This is a genomic window from Variovorax trehalosi (assembly GCF_051216415.1).
Taxonomy (GTDB): domain Bacteria; phylum Pseudomonadota; class Gammaproteobacteria; order Burkholderiales; family Burkholderiaceae_C; genus Variovorax.
In genome coordinates this window covers 99403-114917 of record NZ_JBPJZG010000007.1, presented here as the reverse complement: position 1 = coordinate 114917, position 15515 = coordinate 99403, and the positions used below count along the sequence as shown (strand labels likewise).

General features: G+C 66.1%; 17 protein-coding genes. 8 read left to right on the top strand and 9 right to left on the bottom strand.

Annotated elements, in window-relative coordinates:
* The first annotated feature begins 2 nt into the window (after positions 1–2).
* On the top strand, positions 3–227 hold the full coding sequence (locus ACSFA7_RS25225) for a SlyX family protein (RefSeq protein ID WP_042580573.1): 225 nt from the start codon (positions 3–5) through the stop codon (positions 225–227).
* Between the two features lie 10 nt (positions 228–237).
* Here the strand turns inward: ACSFA7_RS25225 and trhA are convergent, their stop codons facing one another.
* From trhA to cyoA, 8 genes are all read right to left on the bottom strand, one after another.
* A complete protein-coding gene (gene trhA / locus ACSFA7_RS25220; RefSeq protein WP_435501897.1) occupies positions 238–939 on the bottom strand; it encodes a PAQR family membrane homeostasis protein TrhA in 702 nt (233 codons plus the stop codon).
* Positions 940–1001: 62 nt separating this feature from the next.
* Positions 1002–1562: a response regulator transcription factor gene (locus tag ACSFA7_RS25215; RefSeq protein ID WP_435501896.1), complete on the bottom strand. Its 561-nt coding sequence runs from the start codon at positions 1560–1562 to the stop codon at positions 1002–1004.
* Entirely contained in the window at positions 1559–2950 is a 1392-nt protein-coding gene (locus tag ACSFA7_RS25210; protein ID WP_435501895.1) for an ATP-binding protein, read from the bottom strand. Before ACSFA7_RS25210 ends, ACSFA7_RS25215 begins: the two co-directional genes overlap by 4 nt.
* Entirely contained in the window at positions 2934–3788 is an 855-nt protein-coding gene (locus ACSFA7_RS25205) for an SURF1 family protein (protein ID WP_435501894.1), read from the bottom strand. Before ACSFA7_RS25205 ends, ACSFA7_RS25210 begins: the two co-directional genes overlap by 17 nt.
* The gene (gene cyoD, locus ACSFA7_RS25200) at positions 3785–4195 is read right to left on the bottom strand and encodes a cytochrome o ubiquinol oxidase subunit IV (protein ID WP_435501893.1); all 411 of its coding nucleotides are present in this window, start codon (positions 4193–4195) and stop codon (positions 3785–3787) included. Before cyoD ends, ACSFA7_RS25205 begins: the two co-directional genes overlap by 4 nt.
* Positions 4192–4857 (bottom strand): cytochrome o ubiquinol oxidase subunit III, encoded by a 666-nt coding sequence (cyoC, locus tag ACSFA7_RS25195; RefSeq protein ID WP_206175079.1) that lies wholly within the window; start codon positions 4855–4857, stop codon positions 4192–4194. The genes cyoD and cyoC overlap by 4 nt, the downstream gene beginning before the upstream one ends.
* Positions 4850–6862, bottom strand: a complete 2013-nt coding sequence (gene cyoB, locus ACSFA7_RS25190; RefSeq protein ID WP_435501892.1) for a cytochrome o ubiquinol oxidase subunit I — start codon at positions 6860–6862, stop codon at positions 4850–4852. The genes cyoC and cyoB overlap by 8 nt, the downstream gene beginning before the upstream one ends.
* The gene (gene cyoA, locus ACSFA7_RS25185) at positions 6859–7884 is read right to left on the bottom strand and encodes a ubiquinol oxidase subunit II (protein ID WP_435501891.1); all 1026 of its coding nucleotides are present in this window, start codon (positions 7882–7884) and stop codon (positions 6859–6861) included. Before cyoA ends, cyoB begins: the two co-directional genes overlap by 4 nt.
* 182 nt (positions 7885–8066) lie before the next feature.
* On the opposite strand from cyoA, the gene ACSFA7_RS25180 reads away from it, so the two are divergent.
* Together ACSFA7_RS25180 and ACSFA7_RS25175 are read left to right on the top strand one after the other, a co-directional pair.
* The gene (locus tag ACSFA7_RS25180) at positions 8067–9419 is read left to right on the top strand and encodes an MFS transporter (protein WP_435501890.1); all 1353 of its coding nucleotides are present in this window, start codon (positions 8067–8069) and stop codon (positions 9417–9419) included.
* An 88-nt stretch (positions 9420–9507) separates the two neighbouring features.
* Positions 9508–10188: an HAD family hydrolase gene (locus ACSFA7_RS25175; protein WP_435501889.1), complete on the top strand. Its 681-nt coding sequence runs from the start codon at positions 9508–9510 to the stop codon at positions 10186–10188.
* Between the two features lie 86 nt (positions 10189–10274).
* On the opposite strand, the gene ACSFA7_RS25170 is transcribed toward ACSFA7_RS25175, so the two are convergent.
* Positions 10275–11186, bottom strand: coding sequence for a formate dehydrogenase accessory sulfurtransferase FdhD (locus ACSFA7_RS25170; protein ID WP_435501888.1), 912 nt, complete (start codon positions 11184–11186; stop codon positions 10275–10277).
* Between the two features lie 125 nt (positions 11187–11311).
* On the opposite strand from ACSFA7_RS25170, the gene ACSFA7_RS25165 reads away from it, so the two are divergent.
* The 5 genes from ACSFA7_RS25165 (at position 11312) to ACSFA7_RS25145 (ending at position 15509) form a co-directional block, all read left to right on the top strand.
* On the top strand, positions 11312–11902 hold the full coding sequence (locus ACSFA7_RS25165) for a DUF3305 domain-containing protein (RefSeq protein WP_435501887.1): 591 nt from the start codon (positions 11312–11314) through the stop codon (positions 11900–11902).
* Positions 11895–12527, top strand: a complete 633-nt coding sequence (locus ACSFA7_RS25160; protein ID WP_435501886.1) for a DUF3306 domain-containing protein — start codon at positions 11895–11897, stop codon at positions 12525–12527. Before ACSFA7_RS25165 ends, ACSFA7_RS25160 begins: the two co-directional genes overlap by 8 nt.
* A complete protein-coding gene (locus ACSFA7_RS25155; protein WP_435502119.1) occupies positions 12487–14565 on the top strand; it encodes a 4Fe-4S dicluster domain-containing protein in 2079 nt (692 codons plus the stop codon). The genes ACSFA7_RS25160 and ACSFA7_RS25155 overlap by 41 nt, the downstream gene beginning before the upstream one ends.
* Positions 14562–15179 carry a TorD/DmsD family molecular chaperone gene (locus ACSFA7_RS25150; protein WP_435501885.1) on the top strand — a complete coding sequence of 206 codons (618 nt, stop codon included), beginning with the start codon at positions 14562–14564 and terminating at the stop codon, positions 15177–15179. The genes ACSFA7_RS25155 and ACSFA7_RS25150 overlap by 4 nt, the downstream gene beginning before the upstream one ends.
* A 102-nt stretch (positions 15180–15281) precedes the next feature.
* Entirely contained in the window at positions 15282–15509 is a 228-nt protein-coding gene (locus ACSFA7_RS25145; protein WP_435501884.1) for a formate dehydrogenase, read from the top strand.
* Positions 15510–15515 lie beyond the last annotated feature (6 nt).

The window sequence follows — 15515 nt, the reverse complement described above, 5'->3', positions numbered from 1 at the left end:
GCATGGACTATCCACCGAACGAGCTCGCGGAGCGCCTCACCGAACTCGAGATCAAGTCGAGCTACGCCGACGACCTGCTGGAACAGCTGAACATGACGATCTACCGGCAACAGCAGCAGATCGACAGCCTGATCCAGCAGGTGGCGCACCTGCGGCAGCAGAGCCAGAACGCGGGCCAGGACGGGGCGGCGCGCAACCTGCGCGACGAGCTACCGCCGCACTATTGAAAGAGAAAGCTCAGCCGTGCGAATGCCAGAGCACGGCGAAGAAATGACAGGTGCTGCCGGCGAGCACGAACAGGTGCCACACCGAATGGGCGAAGCGCACCTTGTTGTCGAACAGGAAGACGACGGCACCCGCGGTATAGAAAAGCCCACCGGCCACGAGCCAGCCCAGCCCCGCCGGTGACATGCGCTCGTAGAGTGGCACCGCCGCCATCAGCGCCATCCAGCCCATTGCCACATAAAGCCCGGTCGACCACAGCGGATGCTGCAGCCGGTTGAACAGCTTGGCGCCCACGCCCAGCGCGGCGGCAGCGCAGATCGCGCCGAACAGCGTCCAGCCCCACGGCCCGCGCAGCACGCCGAACAGAAAGGGCATGTAGCTGCCCGCGATGAAGAGGTAGATGGCCGCGTGATCCAGCCGGTTGAACCAGGCCTTGGCCCGGCCAATGGGCAGCGCGTGGTACAGCGTGGAGATCAGGTACAGCACGATGGCCGTGCCCGCGAAGAGCGAGACGCCGACCACGCTTGCGGCCTGGCCCTTCTGCGCGGCGCTGTAGATCAGGATCGGCAGCGAGGCAATCGCCAGCAGCAGGCCGAGGCCGTGGCTCAGGGCGTTGAAGAGCTCTTCCATCCCGGTCTGGTCGCGCGCCGCAGAGGGCTGCTTCTTCGGATCGACGGGAAGGGGCTGCAGCTGCGTGGATGGGCTATTCGTCATCAGGAACAGAACCTCGAGAATCGGTTTTGGTTCCGCAATCCACGCGAAACCGGCAGATCATGTTACTTGACCTGCTGTTTGCCGAGTTTGCGCGCCAATGTGCGCCGATGCATGCCAAGACGCCGCGCAGTCTCGGAAATGTTGAAGCCGGTCTCGGCCAGCATCTCGTGGATGCGCTCCCATTCGAGCGTCTTGATCGAGGTCGAGCGGTTGGTCAGCTCCACCTCTGTCGTGCCGGTCGCGCGGCCGAAGGCGGCCTCGATGTCGTCGGTGTTCGAGGGCTTGGCCAGGTAGTGGCAAGCGCCCAGCTTGATGGCCTCCACCGCGGTGGCGATGCTGGCGAAGCCCGTGAGCACCACGATCAGCATCTTCGGGTTGTGCCGGTGCAGCGTCTGCACGCAGGCCAGTCCCGAGGCCTCGCCGTTGAGCTTGAGGTCGACCACCGCGTAGCCGGGCGATTGCTCTGGCGATCGGGTCTCCAGCAGCGCCTGGACCTCCTCGAGGTTGCTCGCGTGCGCCACCGCATAGCCGCGGCGCTCGAAGGAGCGGCTGAGCGTGCGCGCGAAGGCATCATCGTCCTCGACGATCAGCAACTGGCGTTGGGCTTCGGCGGTTTCGGTCATGGCTTGGCGTTGGCGATGGGCTCGACGCCCGCAATCTCCGCGTCGTCGGCTTCCTCTTCTTCCAGCACGATGGCTGCGAGCGGCAACGTGACGGTCACGATGGCGCCGCCCTCGGGCCGGTTGCGCGCCGCGACGCGGCCGCCCAGGGTGCGCGCCACGTTGGCGACCAGGAACAGTCCGAGCCCGCCGCCCGGCCGGCCCTTGCTCGACTGATAGGGCTTGCCGAACTCCTTGAGGATCGCCGGGAGGAACCCCGGACCCGCGTCGGTGACTGTGATCGTGAGGTCGTCGGCATCGTGCGCCGCCTCGAGGCGCAGCCAGTGAGGCGAGGCCTCCAGCGCGTTGTCGAGCACGTTGCAGATCATCTGCTTGAGCGCCGAGTCGGAGACCATGGGCAGGTCGTGTCCGAAGCGGTTGTCGTAGTCGAACTCTTCCACCGGACGCGTGGTGCGCCACTCTTCCACGAGGTCGTCAAGGAAGGTGCTCACCGTGGTTTCTTCGGACGACTCGCCGCGCGCCTCGCCGGCCGACAGGAGAATGCCGCTCACGATGCTCTTGCAGCGCTGGATCTGCAGTTCCATCTCGGCCACCTCGGTCAGCAGTTCGGGGTCGGAGTTGAAGTGCGGCAGCCGGCGCCAGTCGCCCAGGATCACCGCCAGCGTGGCGAGCGGCGTGCCCAGTTCGTGCGCGGCGCCGGAGGCTAGCAGGCCCATGCGCACGATGTGTTCTTCTTCGGACGCGCGCTGGCGCAGGTCGGCCAGCCGCGCATCGCGTGCGCGCAGGTTGCCGCTGATGCGGGTGATGAAGATCACCAGCAGCGCCGCATTGAGCGCGAAGCACACCAGCATCCCCTGGATGTAGGGGCTCCAGAGGCCCCGGTGGTGGTCCAGCGGCAGCGCGAGCGGACGCGAGAAGAGCGCCAAGCCCGCGAAGCACAGGCTGGTGATGACCACGATGGTCCAGGTCGACCAGGCCTTCAGCAGCACCGCGCCCAGGATCACCTGCAGCAGGTACAAAAAGACGAACGGGTTGGTGGCCCCGCCGCTCAGGTAGAGCTGCGCGGTGAGCGTGGCCACGTCGACCAGCAGCGCCAGGAACAGCTCGCCGTTGGTCACCCGGCGGTGGGTGCGCGAGCGCAGCAGGCTCACCATGTTGAAGAGCGCGAGGCAGGTGAGCACCTGCAGCATGTTGTCCAGCGGCAGCCGGATGCCGAAGCCGTAGTGCACCACCAGGATGGTGGCCACCTGCCCGACCACCGCGAACCAGCGCAGCTGGATCAGCTGCTGCATGTTCTTGTGGCCGGTGGCGTTGTCCAGGCTCGCCACGCCGGCGCGGGGGGCGTGCAGCTCGCCCGCGACCGCGGCCACGGCGTCAGTCGCGATGCGCATCGGGGCGGGGGCTGGGGTCGGCATGGGGCGCATTTTCGCCGCTGCCGCCGAGAGCCCGCCCGGCGCGCTTGCGCTCGTCGCGCCAGACGAACCACGCGCCGCCCAGGACCATCAGCGCGAGGCCGTACCAGGTGAGGGCGTAGACCAGGTGGCTGTTGGGAAAGGCGATGACCGTGAGGCCGCGCACGGGGTAGTCAGCCGTCTCGGGCGAGAGCGACGGATCGGCCTCGGCATCGACGAAGTAGGGCGCTGCGTTGTCGAGCCCGCGTGCGGCTGCGATGGCCCGCACGTCGCGCGAGAACCAGCGGTCGGCGGCGGGGTCGTTCTTGCGAAGGAACCCGCCCTTGGGCTCGGTGATGCGCAGGAGGCCGGCGACGGTGACTTCGCCCTGCGCCTCGGTGGCCGCGCGGCTTGCGCGTTCGCGCGCTTCCGGCGGCACGAAGCCGCGATTGATCAGCACCACGGTCCCATCGGCCGCACGCAATGGCGTCAGCACCCAGAAGCCGGCGCCAAGCCGGGTGCTGGCCTGCGTCAGGGTTTCCTTGTCGTGCAGGAAGGTGCCGGTGAGGCGCACATGGCGGTATTCGTCGTTGGCCGCGTTCACTTGCGGCCAGTCGGCGCGCGCGGGGGGCTCGGCGGCCGGAGCGTGCACGCGCTGGTCGACGCGGGCGATGAGATCGAGCTTCCAGGCCCGGCGCTCGACCTGCCAGGTGCCGAGCGCGAAGAAACCGGCAAAGGCCAGCACCGCGCAGACCGCCAGTGCCACCCGGGCGGCCGCGGAGCGCGGGCGGCCGGCCGGTGGGTTGTGGCTGGGGAGGTCTGGCGGCGGGGTCGTCAAGGCATGTTCTTCATGTCGTGCACCGACATCGGCATCATGTTGGTGTTCATGTGATACATGACCCAGAGCGAGCCGGCCAGCGTGATGACAACGAGCACGATCGTGAAGATCAGCGCCAGCATGTTCCAGCCGCTCTCGGACTTGGCGTCCATGTGCAGGAAATAGATCATGTGCACCACGATCTGCACCGCGGCGAAGCCCAGGATGATGAGCGAGGTGGTGTTCGCGCTCGGGATCACCTTGCCCATGACGAGCCAGAACGGAATTGCGGTCAGGATCACGGCCAGCACGAAGCCGGTCATGTAGCCCTTGAAGGTGCTGTGGCTCACGGGGCCATCGTCGTGATGGTCGTCGTGGCCATCGTGTGCGCCATGGCCGTGCGCGGCGGTGTCGGTGTGGGCGCTCATGCCATCGATCCCATCAAATACACAAAAGTGAAGACGCCGATCCACACGACGTCCAGGAAGTGCCAGAACATCGACAGGCACATCAGGCGGCGGCGGTTCGCGGCGGTGAAGCCGTGCTTGGGCAACTGGATCATCAGGACGATGAGCCAGATGATGCCGAAGCTCACGTGCAGGCCGTGGGTGCCCACGAGTGCGAAGAACGACGACAGGAACGCGCTGCGCTGCGGGCCCGCGCCTTCGTGCAAGAGGTGCGCGAATTCGTAGAGCTCGAGGCCGATGAAGCCCGCGCCCAGCAGGCCCGTGATGGCCAGCCACACGAGCACGCCGCCCATGCGCTTCTTCTGCATCTCGAGCATCGCGAACCCGTAGGTGATCGACGACAGCAGCAGCAGCGAGGTGTTGATCGCCACCAGCGGCAGGTCGAACAGGTCGGCGCCCGAGGGGCCGGCCGCATAGTTACGGCCCAGCACGCCGTACACCGCGAAGAGGCACGCGAAGATGAGGCAGTCGCTCATCAGGTAGAGCCAGAAGCCCAGCAGCGTGCCGTTTTCCGGGTGGTGGTCGTTGCCGACGTGGAACAGCTCGAACACGGGCGGCTTGCCCGTCTGGTCGCTGTGCGCATGCACGCCCGCGGGCGTCTGGAGAGCGGTGGTGTCAGACATGGGCGGCTCCCAGCAGGCGGGTGCGTTCGCCCTCGGTGCGAACCACATCCTCAGCGGGGATGTAGTAGTCGCGCTTGTAGTTGAAGGTATGGATGATCACTGCGGCCAGCATGGCGACGAAGCCGATGCCCGCCACGAGCCACATCTGCCAGATCAGTGCGAAGCCGCACACCGCCGCCAGGGCCGCGATGATGAAGCCGGCGCTGGTGTTCTTGGGCATGTGGATCGGCGTGAAGCCCTCGAGCGGACGCTCGTAGCCGCGGCGCTTCATGTCGGTCCAGGCATCGTTGTCATGGATGCGCGGGGTGAACGCGAAGTTGTAGGCCGGCGGCGGCGAGGAGGTCGACCATTCGAGCGTGCGGCCGTTCCACGGATCGCCCGTGGTGTCGCGCAGCGACTCGCGGCGGATGTAGCTCACCACCAGCTGGATGATGAAGGAGGCGATGCCCAGCGCGATCAGCACGGCGCCGAAGGCGGCGATCTGGAACCAGATCTGCAGCGACATGTCCTGGAAGTGGCTCATGCGGCGGGTGACGCCCATCAGGCCCAGGATGTACAGCGGCATGAAGGCGAACCAGAAGCCGATGATCCAGAACCAGAACGAGCACTTGCCCCAGAACGGATCCAGCTTGTAGCCGAAGGCCTTCGGGTACCAGTAGGTGATGCCTGCCAGCATGCCGAACAGCACGCCGCCGATGATCACGTTGTGGAAGTGGGCGATCAGGAACAGGCTGTTGTGCAGCACGAAGTCGGCCGGGGGAACGGCCAGCAGCACGCCGGTCATGCCGCCGATCACGAAGGTGATCATGAAGCCGATGGTCCACATCATGGGCAGCTCGTAGCGGATGCGGCCGCGGTACATGGTGAAGAGCCAGTTGAAGATCTTCGCGCCCGTCGGGATCGAGATGATCATCGTCGTGATGCCGAAGAACGAATTCACGCTGGCGCCGGAGCCCATGGTGAAGAAGTGGTGCAGCCACACGAGGTACGACAGGATCGTGATCACGACCGTGGCGTACACCATCGAGGCGTAGCCGAAGAGGCGCTTGCCCGAGAAGGTGGAGACCACTTCCGAGAAGATGCCGAAGGCCGGCAGGATCAGGATGTACACCTCGGGGTGGCCCCAGATCCAGATCAGGTTCACGTACATCATGGCGTTGCCGCCCAGGTCGTTCGTGAAGAAGTTGGTGCCGACGTAGCGGTCGAGCGACAGCAGGGCCAGCACGGCGGTCAGCACCGGGAAGGCCGCCACGATCAGCACGTTGGTGCACAGGGCGGTCCAGGTGAAGACGGGCATCTTCATCATGGTCATGCCGGGCGCGCGCATCTTCACGATGGTGGCCAGCAGGTTCACGCCAGAGAGCAAGGTGCCTACCCCCGCTATCTGCAATGACCATATGTAGTAGTCGACCCCCACGTCGGGGCTGAAGAGAATGCCCGACAGCGGCGGATACGCCAGCCAGCCGGTCTTTGCGAACTCGCCGACGAACAGCGACGCCATCACCAGGCCCGCGCCGAAGGTGGTCATCCAGAAGCTGAAGTTGTTCAGGAACGGGAAGGCCACGTCGCGCGCGCCGATCTGCAGCGGCACCACGAAGTTCATGAGGCCCGTGACCAGCGGCATCGCCACGAAGAAGATCATGATCACGCCGTGGGCGGTGAAGATCTGGTCGTAGTGGTGCGGCGGCAGGAAGCCCGCGTTGTCGCCGAAGGCGAAGGCCTGCTGGGCCCGCATCATGATCGCGTCGGCAAAGCCGCGCAGCAGCATCACCAGCCCGAGGATGATGTACATGATGCCGATCTTCTTGTGGTCGATGCTGGTGATCCAGTCGCGCCACAGGACACCCCAGACCTTGAAGTAGGTGAGGGCGCCCAGAAGGGCCAGGCCGCCCAGCACCACGGCCGCGAAGGTCGCGAGCAGGATGGGCTCGTGGTAGGGAATCGCCTCCCACGTGAGGCGGCCGAAGACGAGCTTCGTCAGGTCAAGGTTCGCAAGCATCGTCATTCTTCGGTGGTGCACATCGCCGTGACGTATTGACGCTTGGGCGAGTTGAGGGTGTCGGGTTGCCAGCTCTGCATGGTGGCGACGTTGAAGGCGCCGGGCTTGCCCATGCCGCCGTCGGCGTCGATGGCCATCATCTGGCTCATGCACATCTTGTTGCGGTCGACGCAACGGTTGAGGATGGCGCTGTACAGCTCGGCGTCGACAGTGGCGTAGTGGCGCACGGGCTCGCGCTCGCTCGGCACTTCGAGCTTCATGTAGCCCTCGCGGGTGAGCTCGCCTTCCTTGCCGGCCTTGACCTTGGCAACCCACTGGTCGAAATCGCCGTGGCTCAGGCCGTGGAACTTGAAGCGCATGCCCGAGAAGCCCGCGCCGCTGTAGTTGGCCGAGAAACCTTCGAATTCGCCCGGCTTGTTGATCACCGCGTGCAGCTTGGTCTCCATGCCCGGCATGGCGTAGATCTGGCCGGCCAGCGCGGGGATGAAGAAGGAGTTCATCACCGAGGAAGCGGTGATCTTGAAGCTGATCGGCACGTCCACCGGCGCGGCCAGCTCATTCACCGTGGCGATGCCCTGCTCGGGGTAGATGAAGAGCCATTTCCAGTCGAGCGCCACCACTTCGACCACCAGCGGCTTGGTCTCGGGCGAGATCTGGCGCTTGGCGTCCAGGCGGCTGAGGGGCCGGTACGGGTCGAGCGTGTGGGTGCTGATCCAGGTGATCGCGCCGAGCGCGATGATGATCAGCAGCGGTGCCGCCCAGATCGCGAGTTCGAGCTGGGTGGAGTGGTCCCAGTCGGGGCTGTAGGTGGCTTCCTTGTTCGACTGGCGGTAGCGCCAGGCGAAGAAGATGGTCAGCGCGATCACCGGGATGATGATGATCAGCATCAGCACCGTGGAGACGACGATGAGTCGGCCCTGCTGGTTGGCGATGTCGCCGGAGGGGTTCATGAGCACCGTGTTGCAGCCCGCCAGCAAGGCGAGGGGAAGCAAGACGAGCCATCGGCGAAGGGAGTGGAGGGTGGGCATGCCGAAGAGAAAGAAAGAGGTGCGTGGGCTGCGCAAAGACTCCACAATCTACGACCAAAGGTTCCCGCCGCCTATTGGACGTTTTGTCCTATGGCGGGAATCCCCGTTCGGTGAGACGCTTGGAGCCTCTGTTCAATGGTCTACCTTTGTCACTGCCGGTGACACCCGAATTACAAAACGCAATGACGACGACGTCCAGCATCAGTCCGCAAGGCGCACAGCCTGTGCCGAACACGTCCGGAAACGGCGCCAGCCTGAGCCAGAGTGGCGACGCCGATCACTCGCACATCGCCCCGGGCGAGATCGCGGTCGGCGTGGTCATCGGCCGCGCCTCCGAATATTTCGACTTCTTCGTCTACGGCATCGCCTCGGTGCTGGTGTTTCCGTACGTATTCTTCCCGTTCGAGCAGCGACTGGAGGGAATCCTCTACGCGTTCGTGGTCTTCTCGTTCGCCTTCATTGCACGGCCGTTCGGAACTGTCATCTCGATGGCGATCCAGCGACGATTCGGCCGCGAAACGAAGCTGACCATCGCGCTGTTCCTGCTGGGCACGTCGACGGCCGGCATTGCGTTCCTGCCGGGCTACGAGAGCCTCGGGTTCACGGCAATCGTGCTGCTGTCGGTGTTCCGCTTCTGCCAGGGCCTGGCGCTCGGTGGCTCGTGGGACGGCCTGCCGTCGCTGCTGGCGCTGAACGCACCGCCCAATCGCCGCGGCTGGTACGCCATGCTGGGCCAGTTGGGCGCGCCCATCGGCTTCTTCATTGCCAGTGCGCTGTTCGCGTACCTCTACGCAAGCCTCTCGATCAAGGAATTCCTCGACTGGGGCTGGCGCTACACCTTCTACGTGGCTTTCGCGATCAACGTGGTGGCGCTGTTTGCGCGTCTGCGCCTGGTGGCCACCGAAGAGTATTCGCGCCTGCTCGAAGAGCGCGAGCTGCAGCCCACCAGCGTGGTCGAGCTCACCCGCTCGCAGGGCGCCAACCTGCTGATCGGCGCGTTCGCAGCCTTGGCCAGTTATGCGCTGTTCCACCTGATCACCGTGTTCCCGCTGTCGTGGATCACGCTGTACTCCGACCAGTCGATCACTGAATTCCTGATCGTGCAGATGATCGGCGCGGTGTTCTGTGCCGGGGGCATCGTGGCCTCGGGCCTGATCGCCGACCGCGTGGGACGCCGTTTCACTTTGGGCGGCCTGGCCGCGATGATCGCGGTGTTCAGTGGCTTCGCTCCCACGCTGCTCGACGGCGGCCGCATCGGGCAGGACGTGTTCATCCTGCTGGGCTTCGTGCTGCTGGGCCTGTCGTACGGCCAGGCTGCAGGTGCCGTGACCTCGAACTTCGAACCCAAGTACCGCTACACCGGCGCAGCCCTCACGGCCGACCTGGCCTGGCTGATCGGCGCTGCGTTCGCACCGCTGGTCGCGCTGGGGCTGTCGGCGAACTTCGGGCTGGCCTACGTGAGCGTCTACCTGCTCTCGGGCGCGGCCGGTACGCTGGCGGCGCTGGGATTGAACCGGGCGCTGGTACGCGACTGAGCGGCGGACTGCGGGCGTTCTCGACAAGGGGCCTTCGGGCCCCTTTTTTCTTTTTCGATGCCGTCGCGCGCTGGCTTAGGATCGCTCCATGTTTGCCGCCGCCATCTTCGACATGGACGGGCTCCTCATCGATTCGGAGCGGCCCATCATGGCCGCCTGGATCGAAGCGGCCCGCACGCTCGACATCGAGCTTTCTCACACCCAGTACCTGCAGGTCGTCGGCCTTGCCACGGTGGAGTCCGAGGTGATCCTCGGTTCGCTGCTCGGTGGGCCAGACGCCTACCGCCATGCGATCGCCCATGTCCGCAAGCGACTGCAACTGGAGCGCTCCGACGGCACGCCGCTCTTTCCCATCAAGCCCGGCGCGGCCGAGTTCCTGACCGCATTGCGCCAGCGCGGCACGCGTTGCGCGGTGGCTTCGTCGTCGACCAGCGGGCAGATCCAGGCCTGCCTTGGAAGCCTCGATGTGCTCCATCACTTCGATGCCTTCGCAGGCGGCGACGAGGTGGCGCGCGCCAAGCCCGATCCGGCGCTCTACCTGCTCGCGGCCTCGCGGCTGGGCGTGGACCCGGCGGAGTGCATCGCCTTCGAGGACAGCGAGAACGGCGCCAAGGCCGCGCTGGCGGCGGGGCTCCGCGTCGTGATCGTGCCGGACCTCAAGCACCCGCCCGCGTCGATCGTCGAACGGGCCTTCCATGTGCTGGACTCGCTGCACGACGCAACGGCACATTTGCCGCGCTGGTTCCCTGGCGAGATGGTGCGGCCATGACTTTCAAGATTGGCACCCTGTGCCGCGTGCTCGACAGCGGCTGCGCCTCAGGACCGGGACAGCTGTTCGATGGTCGATTCCGAACGTCAGTCCGCGATGAGCGCCTGTGCCGTCCCATGCGGTAGCGGTTCGGCATCGAAGCGCTCAAAGCCGCAGTAGCACAGGAAGTGGCGATTGGCAGCACGCCCGAACAGCGTCATGCCAAGCCTCTTGGCCAGCTCATGGCCCATCGCGGTCACGCCATTGCGAGAGGCGATGATCGGCACACCCATGTGGGCCGACTTCATCACCATCTCGCTCGTCAAGCGCCCTGTCGTATAGAAGACCTTGTCGCCGCCGTCGATGCCATGGACCGCCATCCAACCCGCGATGGTGTCGATGGCGTTGTGCCTTCCGACATCTTCCACGAAGACCAGCATGTCGGTCCCGCGAAACAGCGCGCAGCCATGCACCGACCCGGCTTGCCGATGCACGCTGTGGCGCGACCGCATCGATTCGAGAATGCGCAGCAGCGCGCCTTGCGCGATGCGCGCGGATTGCGCCGTCGGCAGCTGGATGGCATCGATCTGGGCCATCGCATCGCCGAAGACGGTGCCTTGCCCGCAACCCGTGGTCACGACCCGTCGCGCTGTCTTCGCTCCGAGGTCGCTGACGCCGCGATGCGTCTTCACGGCGGCTGCATCGACGCTCCAGTCGACATCGATGCTCTGGATTTCGCTTGCGCGCTGGATCAGGTCCTGGTTGAGCAGGTAGCCCAGCACCAGCAGTTCCGGCGAGGCGCCCAAGGTCATCAGCGTCACGAGCTCGCGCTTGTCCACGAACACAGTCAACGGCCGCTCGGCCGGAATATCGATGTCGCGGCGTTCTCCGTGCTGGTCGACGATTTCGATGCGGCGCAGCAGGGGGGCGCGCGCGTGGCTCAGGCGAGGCGCGTCGGCACGCAGAGGCAACTGGAGCGCGTCGAAGGCCAGCGGCTCTTCGTCTTCAAGTGTGGGCATGCGAAATCCTACGCCACCACGGACGCCGCCTCCCTGCTTTTCCGCTGTAGTTCGTTGCAGGGTACGGCTTCGGGATCGGGGAATACCTCTCGCTGGCTTTCGTGCCTTGGGCTATCGTTCGTCCAATGCCTTCTTCGGACACTCCTGCAACAGCGGCCGGCGGCCGCCCGACACTCGACGTGGCGGTCGTCATGCGTCGCGAGCGCCTTCATGGCCCTTCAAGCCACTGGCAGCCCTGGCGCTGGACGCTCGACAGCGTGATGCCCGACGCGCCCGGTTTCGGCACCGAACCGCGCCTGCTGCACGACGACGCGGGCGAGCAGCGCTGGCTCCATCCCGGCTTCAAGGTCGAGCTGTTCCGCGACGAGGCCGAGGGTTATCACCTCAACGCGAGCACGCCGGCGCCATGCTGGTTCGTGCTCTGGCGAATGGACGAGGAGGCAACGCTTGCGCCCGAGCCGATTCCGCGCCCGGTCGTGGTGACGCTCAGCTATTACGAGGCCGGGCGCTGGCTCGACGCGCAGGAAACCGTCGAACAGATCCCTGCGCCTTCGGACGTGATCGACTGGGTGCGCGCTTTCGTGGACGAACACTATGTGATCGAGCCCAAGCGCCGTCGGCGGCCCGAGAGTTTCAGGCCGCTGGTCGACCGTTTCGGCAACGCCGCGAGCGTGACGACCGAGAAGAAGCGCGGGCGGGGAGCGGGAGATGTCTGAGGGTTTTCTCGGGCGATGGTCACGACGCAAGCAAGAGGTGCGGGCGGTCGAGGCAACAGTCGAAGCGAAAACCGCACCGGAGTTGGCGCCTGTCCCGGTGCCGGCAGCGGAACTCACCGCTGTGCCCCAGGCTTCGTCCCCCCATGCCGCTCCTGTTTCAGAGGAACTGGCGAAAGCCCCGCCCCTGACGCTCGCGGATGTGGAGGGGCTGGGTATCGAATCCGACTACAAGCCGTTCCTGGCCAGGGAGGTGGCGCCCGAGGTCAAGAACGCGGCCTTGCGCAAGCTCTTCGCCGATCCGCATTTCAATGTGATGGACGGCCTCGACACCTACATCGATGACTACTCCAAGCCCACACCATTGCCCGACAGCATGCTGCGCCAGATGGCGAGCGCCAAGTTCCTGAAGCTCTTCGACGAGGAGCCCGAAGACATTCCCCCTGAAACCCCCGAGCTCATGGGGGCAGAGGACGTGGCACAGTCCACTGATTCCGGGAAGCCTCCCAGCCCGCCAGTTGCCGATGCGCAACCAGCCAGCCAAGAAACCGATGACCACCACGCTGATCTGCGACTGCAACCAGACGATGCCGCTCGAGCCGAAGACGCTCGGCGCGGCACTGGCTGAAACCCTTCCCCTGCATTCGGCGCTGTGCCGCCGCGAAGCGGCTTCCTTCCAGCGTGCCATCCAGTCCGGCGATGAGGTGATCGTTGCCTGCACCCAGGAGAAGCGGCTGTTCGGCGAGCTCGCCGCGCAGACGCCCGACGCGACCTCGCCGATTCGCTTCGTCAACATCCGCGAGACGGGCGGCTGGAGCCGCGACGCAAGGAGCGCGATGCCGAAGATCGCGGCGCTGCTGGCCGCGGCTGGCCTGCCCGATCCGGAGCCCGTCTCGACCGTGAGCTACATCAGCCGGGGCCGGCTGCTGATCATCGGTGCGCTCGACGAAGCCGAGCGCGCCGCGGCACTGGTCGGCGATACGCTGGACGTGACGCTCCTGTCGCAGGGGCCGGGCGTGATCGGCGGCACACAGGAGCGCCGCTGGCCGGTGATTGCGGGCCGCATCGATTCGCTCGAAGGCTGGCTCGGCGCTTTCACGCTGCGCTGCACGCGCGACAACGCGATCGACCTGGACCTGTGCACGCGCTGCAATGCCTGCGTGGTCGCGTGCCCCGAGCAGGCGATCGGGCTGGACTACCAGATCGACAACGCGCGCTGCACGTCGCACCGCGATTGCGAGCGTGCCTGCTCTGTGGCCGGTGCGATCAATTTCGCGCGCGAGCCGCAGGTGCTCGACGCGGCGTTCGACCTGGTGCTCGATCTCGGCACCGCGCCGCGCATCGACTGGCACGCACCGCCGCAGGGCTACTTCCACCTGCCGGGCGGTGTCGCGCATGCAGAGGGCCTGCGGACGCTGATGCGCCTGCGCGAGCTGGTCGGGGAGTTCGAAAAGCCCAAGTTCTTCGACTACAAGCAAAACCTTTGCGCACACAGCCGCAATGAGGTGGTCGGCTGCAATGCCTGCGTCGAGGTGTGCTCGGCCCATGCCATCGCCAGCGACAAGCAGCGCCAGCGCATCTTGGTCAACCCGAACCTGTGCGTCGGCTGCGGCGCCTGCACCACGGTGTGCCCGACGGGCGCGCTGGGCTACACCTACCCGCGCGCGCCCGACCAGGGGCTCAAGCTGCGCAAGCTGCTCTCCACCTACATCGCAGCGGGCGGGCGCGATGCCGCGTTGCTGCTGCACAGCCAGGAAGGCGGCCAGGCGCTGGTCGAGCAGCTCGGGCGGCAGGCGCAGCTGGGCAAGGCCCAAGGCGTGCCGGCGCGGGTGATTCCGGTGGACCTCTTTCACGCGGCAAGCACCGGCATCGACCTGTGGCTCAGCGCGATAGCATTCGGCGCTTCGCAGGTGGCGGTGCTCTGTACCGGCGAAGAGGCGCCGCAGTACCTCGCGGCGCTCAGGAAGCAGGCGGAGATCGCACAGGCGCTGTTGCTGGGCCTAGGCTACACCGGAACGCACTTCCGCGTGATCGAGGCCGATTCGACGACTGCGCTCGATACCGCGCTCGCCGGCTTGCGCACCACCGCACAGCGCCTGCCTGCCACCCCGGCCCGTTTCGCCATCGCCGCCGGCAAGCGCGACCGGCTCGAGATGGCGCTCGATCATCTGATGGGTGCAGCGCCCGCCCTGCAGACGCCGGCCGATGCACCGCTGGCTTTGGCGCTGCCCGCGGGCTCGCCCCTCGGGGCCATCGCGGTCGACAAGGAGAAGTGCACGCTGTGCCTGGCCTGCGTCAGCGCCTGCCCGTCGGGCGCACTCCTGGACAGCCAGAGCGCACCGCAGTTGCGCTTCATCGAGAAGAACTGCGTTCAATGCGGCTTGTGCGAGACCACCTGCCCCGAGGATGCCGTTTCGCTCGTGCCACGCCTGCTGGCTTCGCCCGAACGCAAGCAGCAGGTGCTTCTCAACGAGGCAAAGCCTTGGGCATGCATCCGGTGCAGCAAGCCCTTCGGCACGCAGAAAGCAATCGAGGCCATGCTCGGCAAGCTGGCCGGTCATGCGATGTTCCAGGGCGAGGCGCTGGAACGGCTCAAGATGTGCAGCGACTGCCGGGTCATCGACCTCTACAGCGCCACCAACGAAGTGAAGATCGCCCCGCTATGAGCCAGACTTTTCCTGCGTCTTCTGCACTCGACGAGGAGGTGGCGCGCGCCGAGCTCTACGGTCTCCTCGCGCGGCTCTGGTACGCGGCACCCGATGCCGGGCTGCTGGAAGCGTTCCAGGTTGCGCCTACCGAGGCCCCGGCCGCGGGCGCCTTTCTGGAGGAGCCGTGGCGCCAGTTGGTCGGCGTTGCGCGCAACACCAGCGTGGCCGCCGCGCACGACGAGTACGACGCGCTCTTCGGCGGCATCGGCAAGCCCGATGTCTTCCTTTTCGGCTCGCACTACCTGAGCGGCTTCCTCAACGACAAGCCACTCGTGCAACTGCGTCACGACCTCGACCGACTGGGTCTTGCGCGTACCGAGGCCACCTACGAAACCGAGGACCACATCGCCTGCCTGTTCGAGGTGATGCGCTACCTGATCGCCGGCGAAGACGTGGCGGTCGCCAACCTTACACAACAACAGGCTATGTTCTCGAAACACATCCAGCCCTTGCTGCCCGCGTTGTGCGACGCTGTCGCCCAGCATCCGAAGGCCCGGTTCTACGGGGCGCTCGCCATCTTCACGCGCGCGTTCGGCGAAGTCGAGGCGCAGGCCTTCGACATGCTGGCCTGAGGGAAGGGGAAATCGGGTTGCCCGTGACGTGTTGCTGGTCTAGTATCCAAAAGCACTCGCGCATTTCATAACGTGTCGAGCCTAGCCACTCCTGGAGTCAAGATGCAGGACAGCCAAAACGCCGGTCTCAAGCCGGCCTCCCGCCGGGGATTCTTTCTCGGTGCCGCCACCGCCGGCGCCGCCGCAGCGGCAGTCACGGTGCTGCCGAAGGTCGTTGTCGAGGCGCCCGTCGCCACCGCCGCTCCCTCCTTGCCGCCCCCGCCCGAGAATGGCGGTGGCTATTCCCTGAGCGAGCACGTCAAGCGCTACTACGCAACCGCTTCAGCCTGAGGAGTC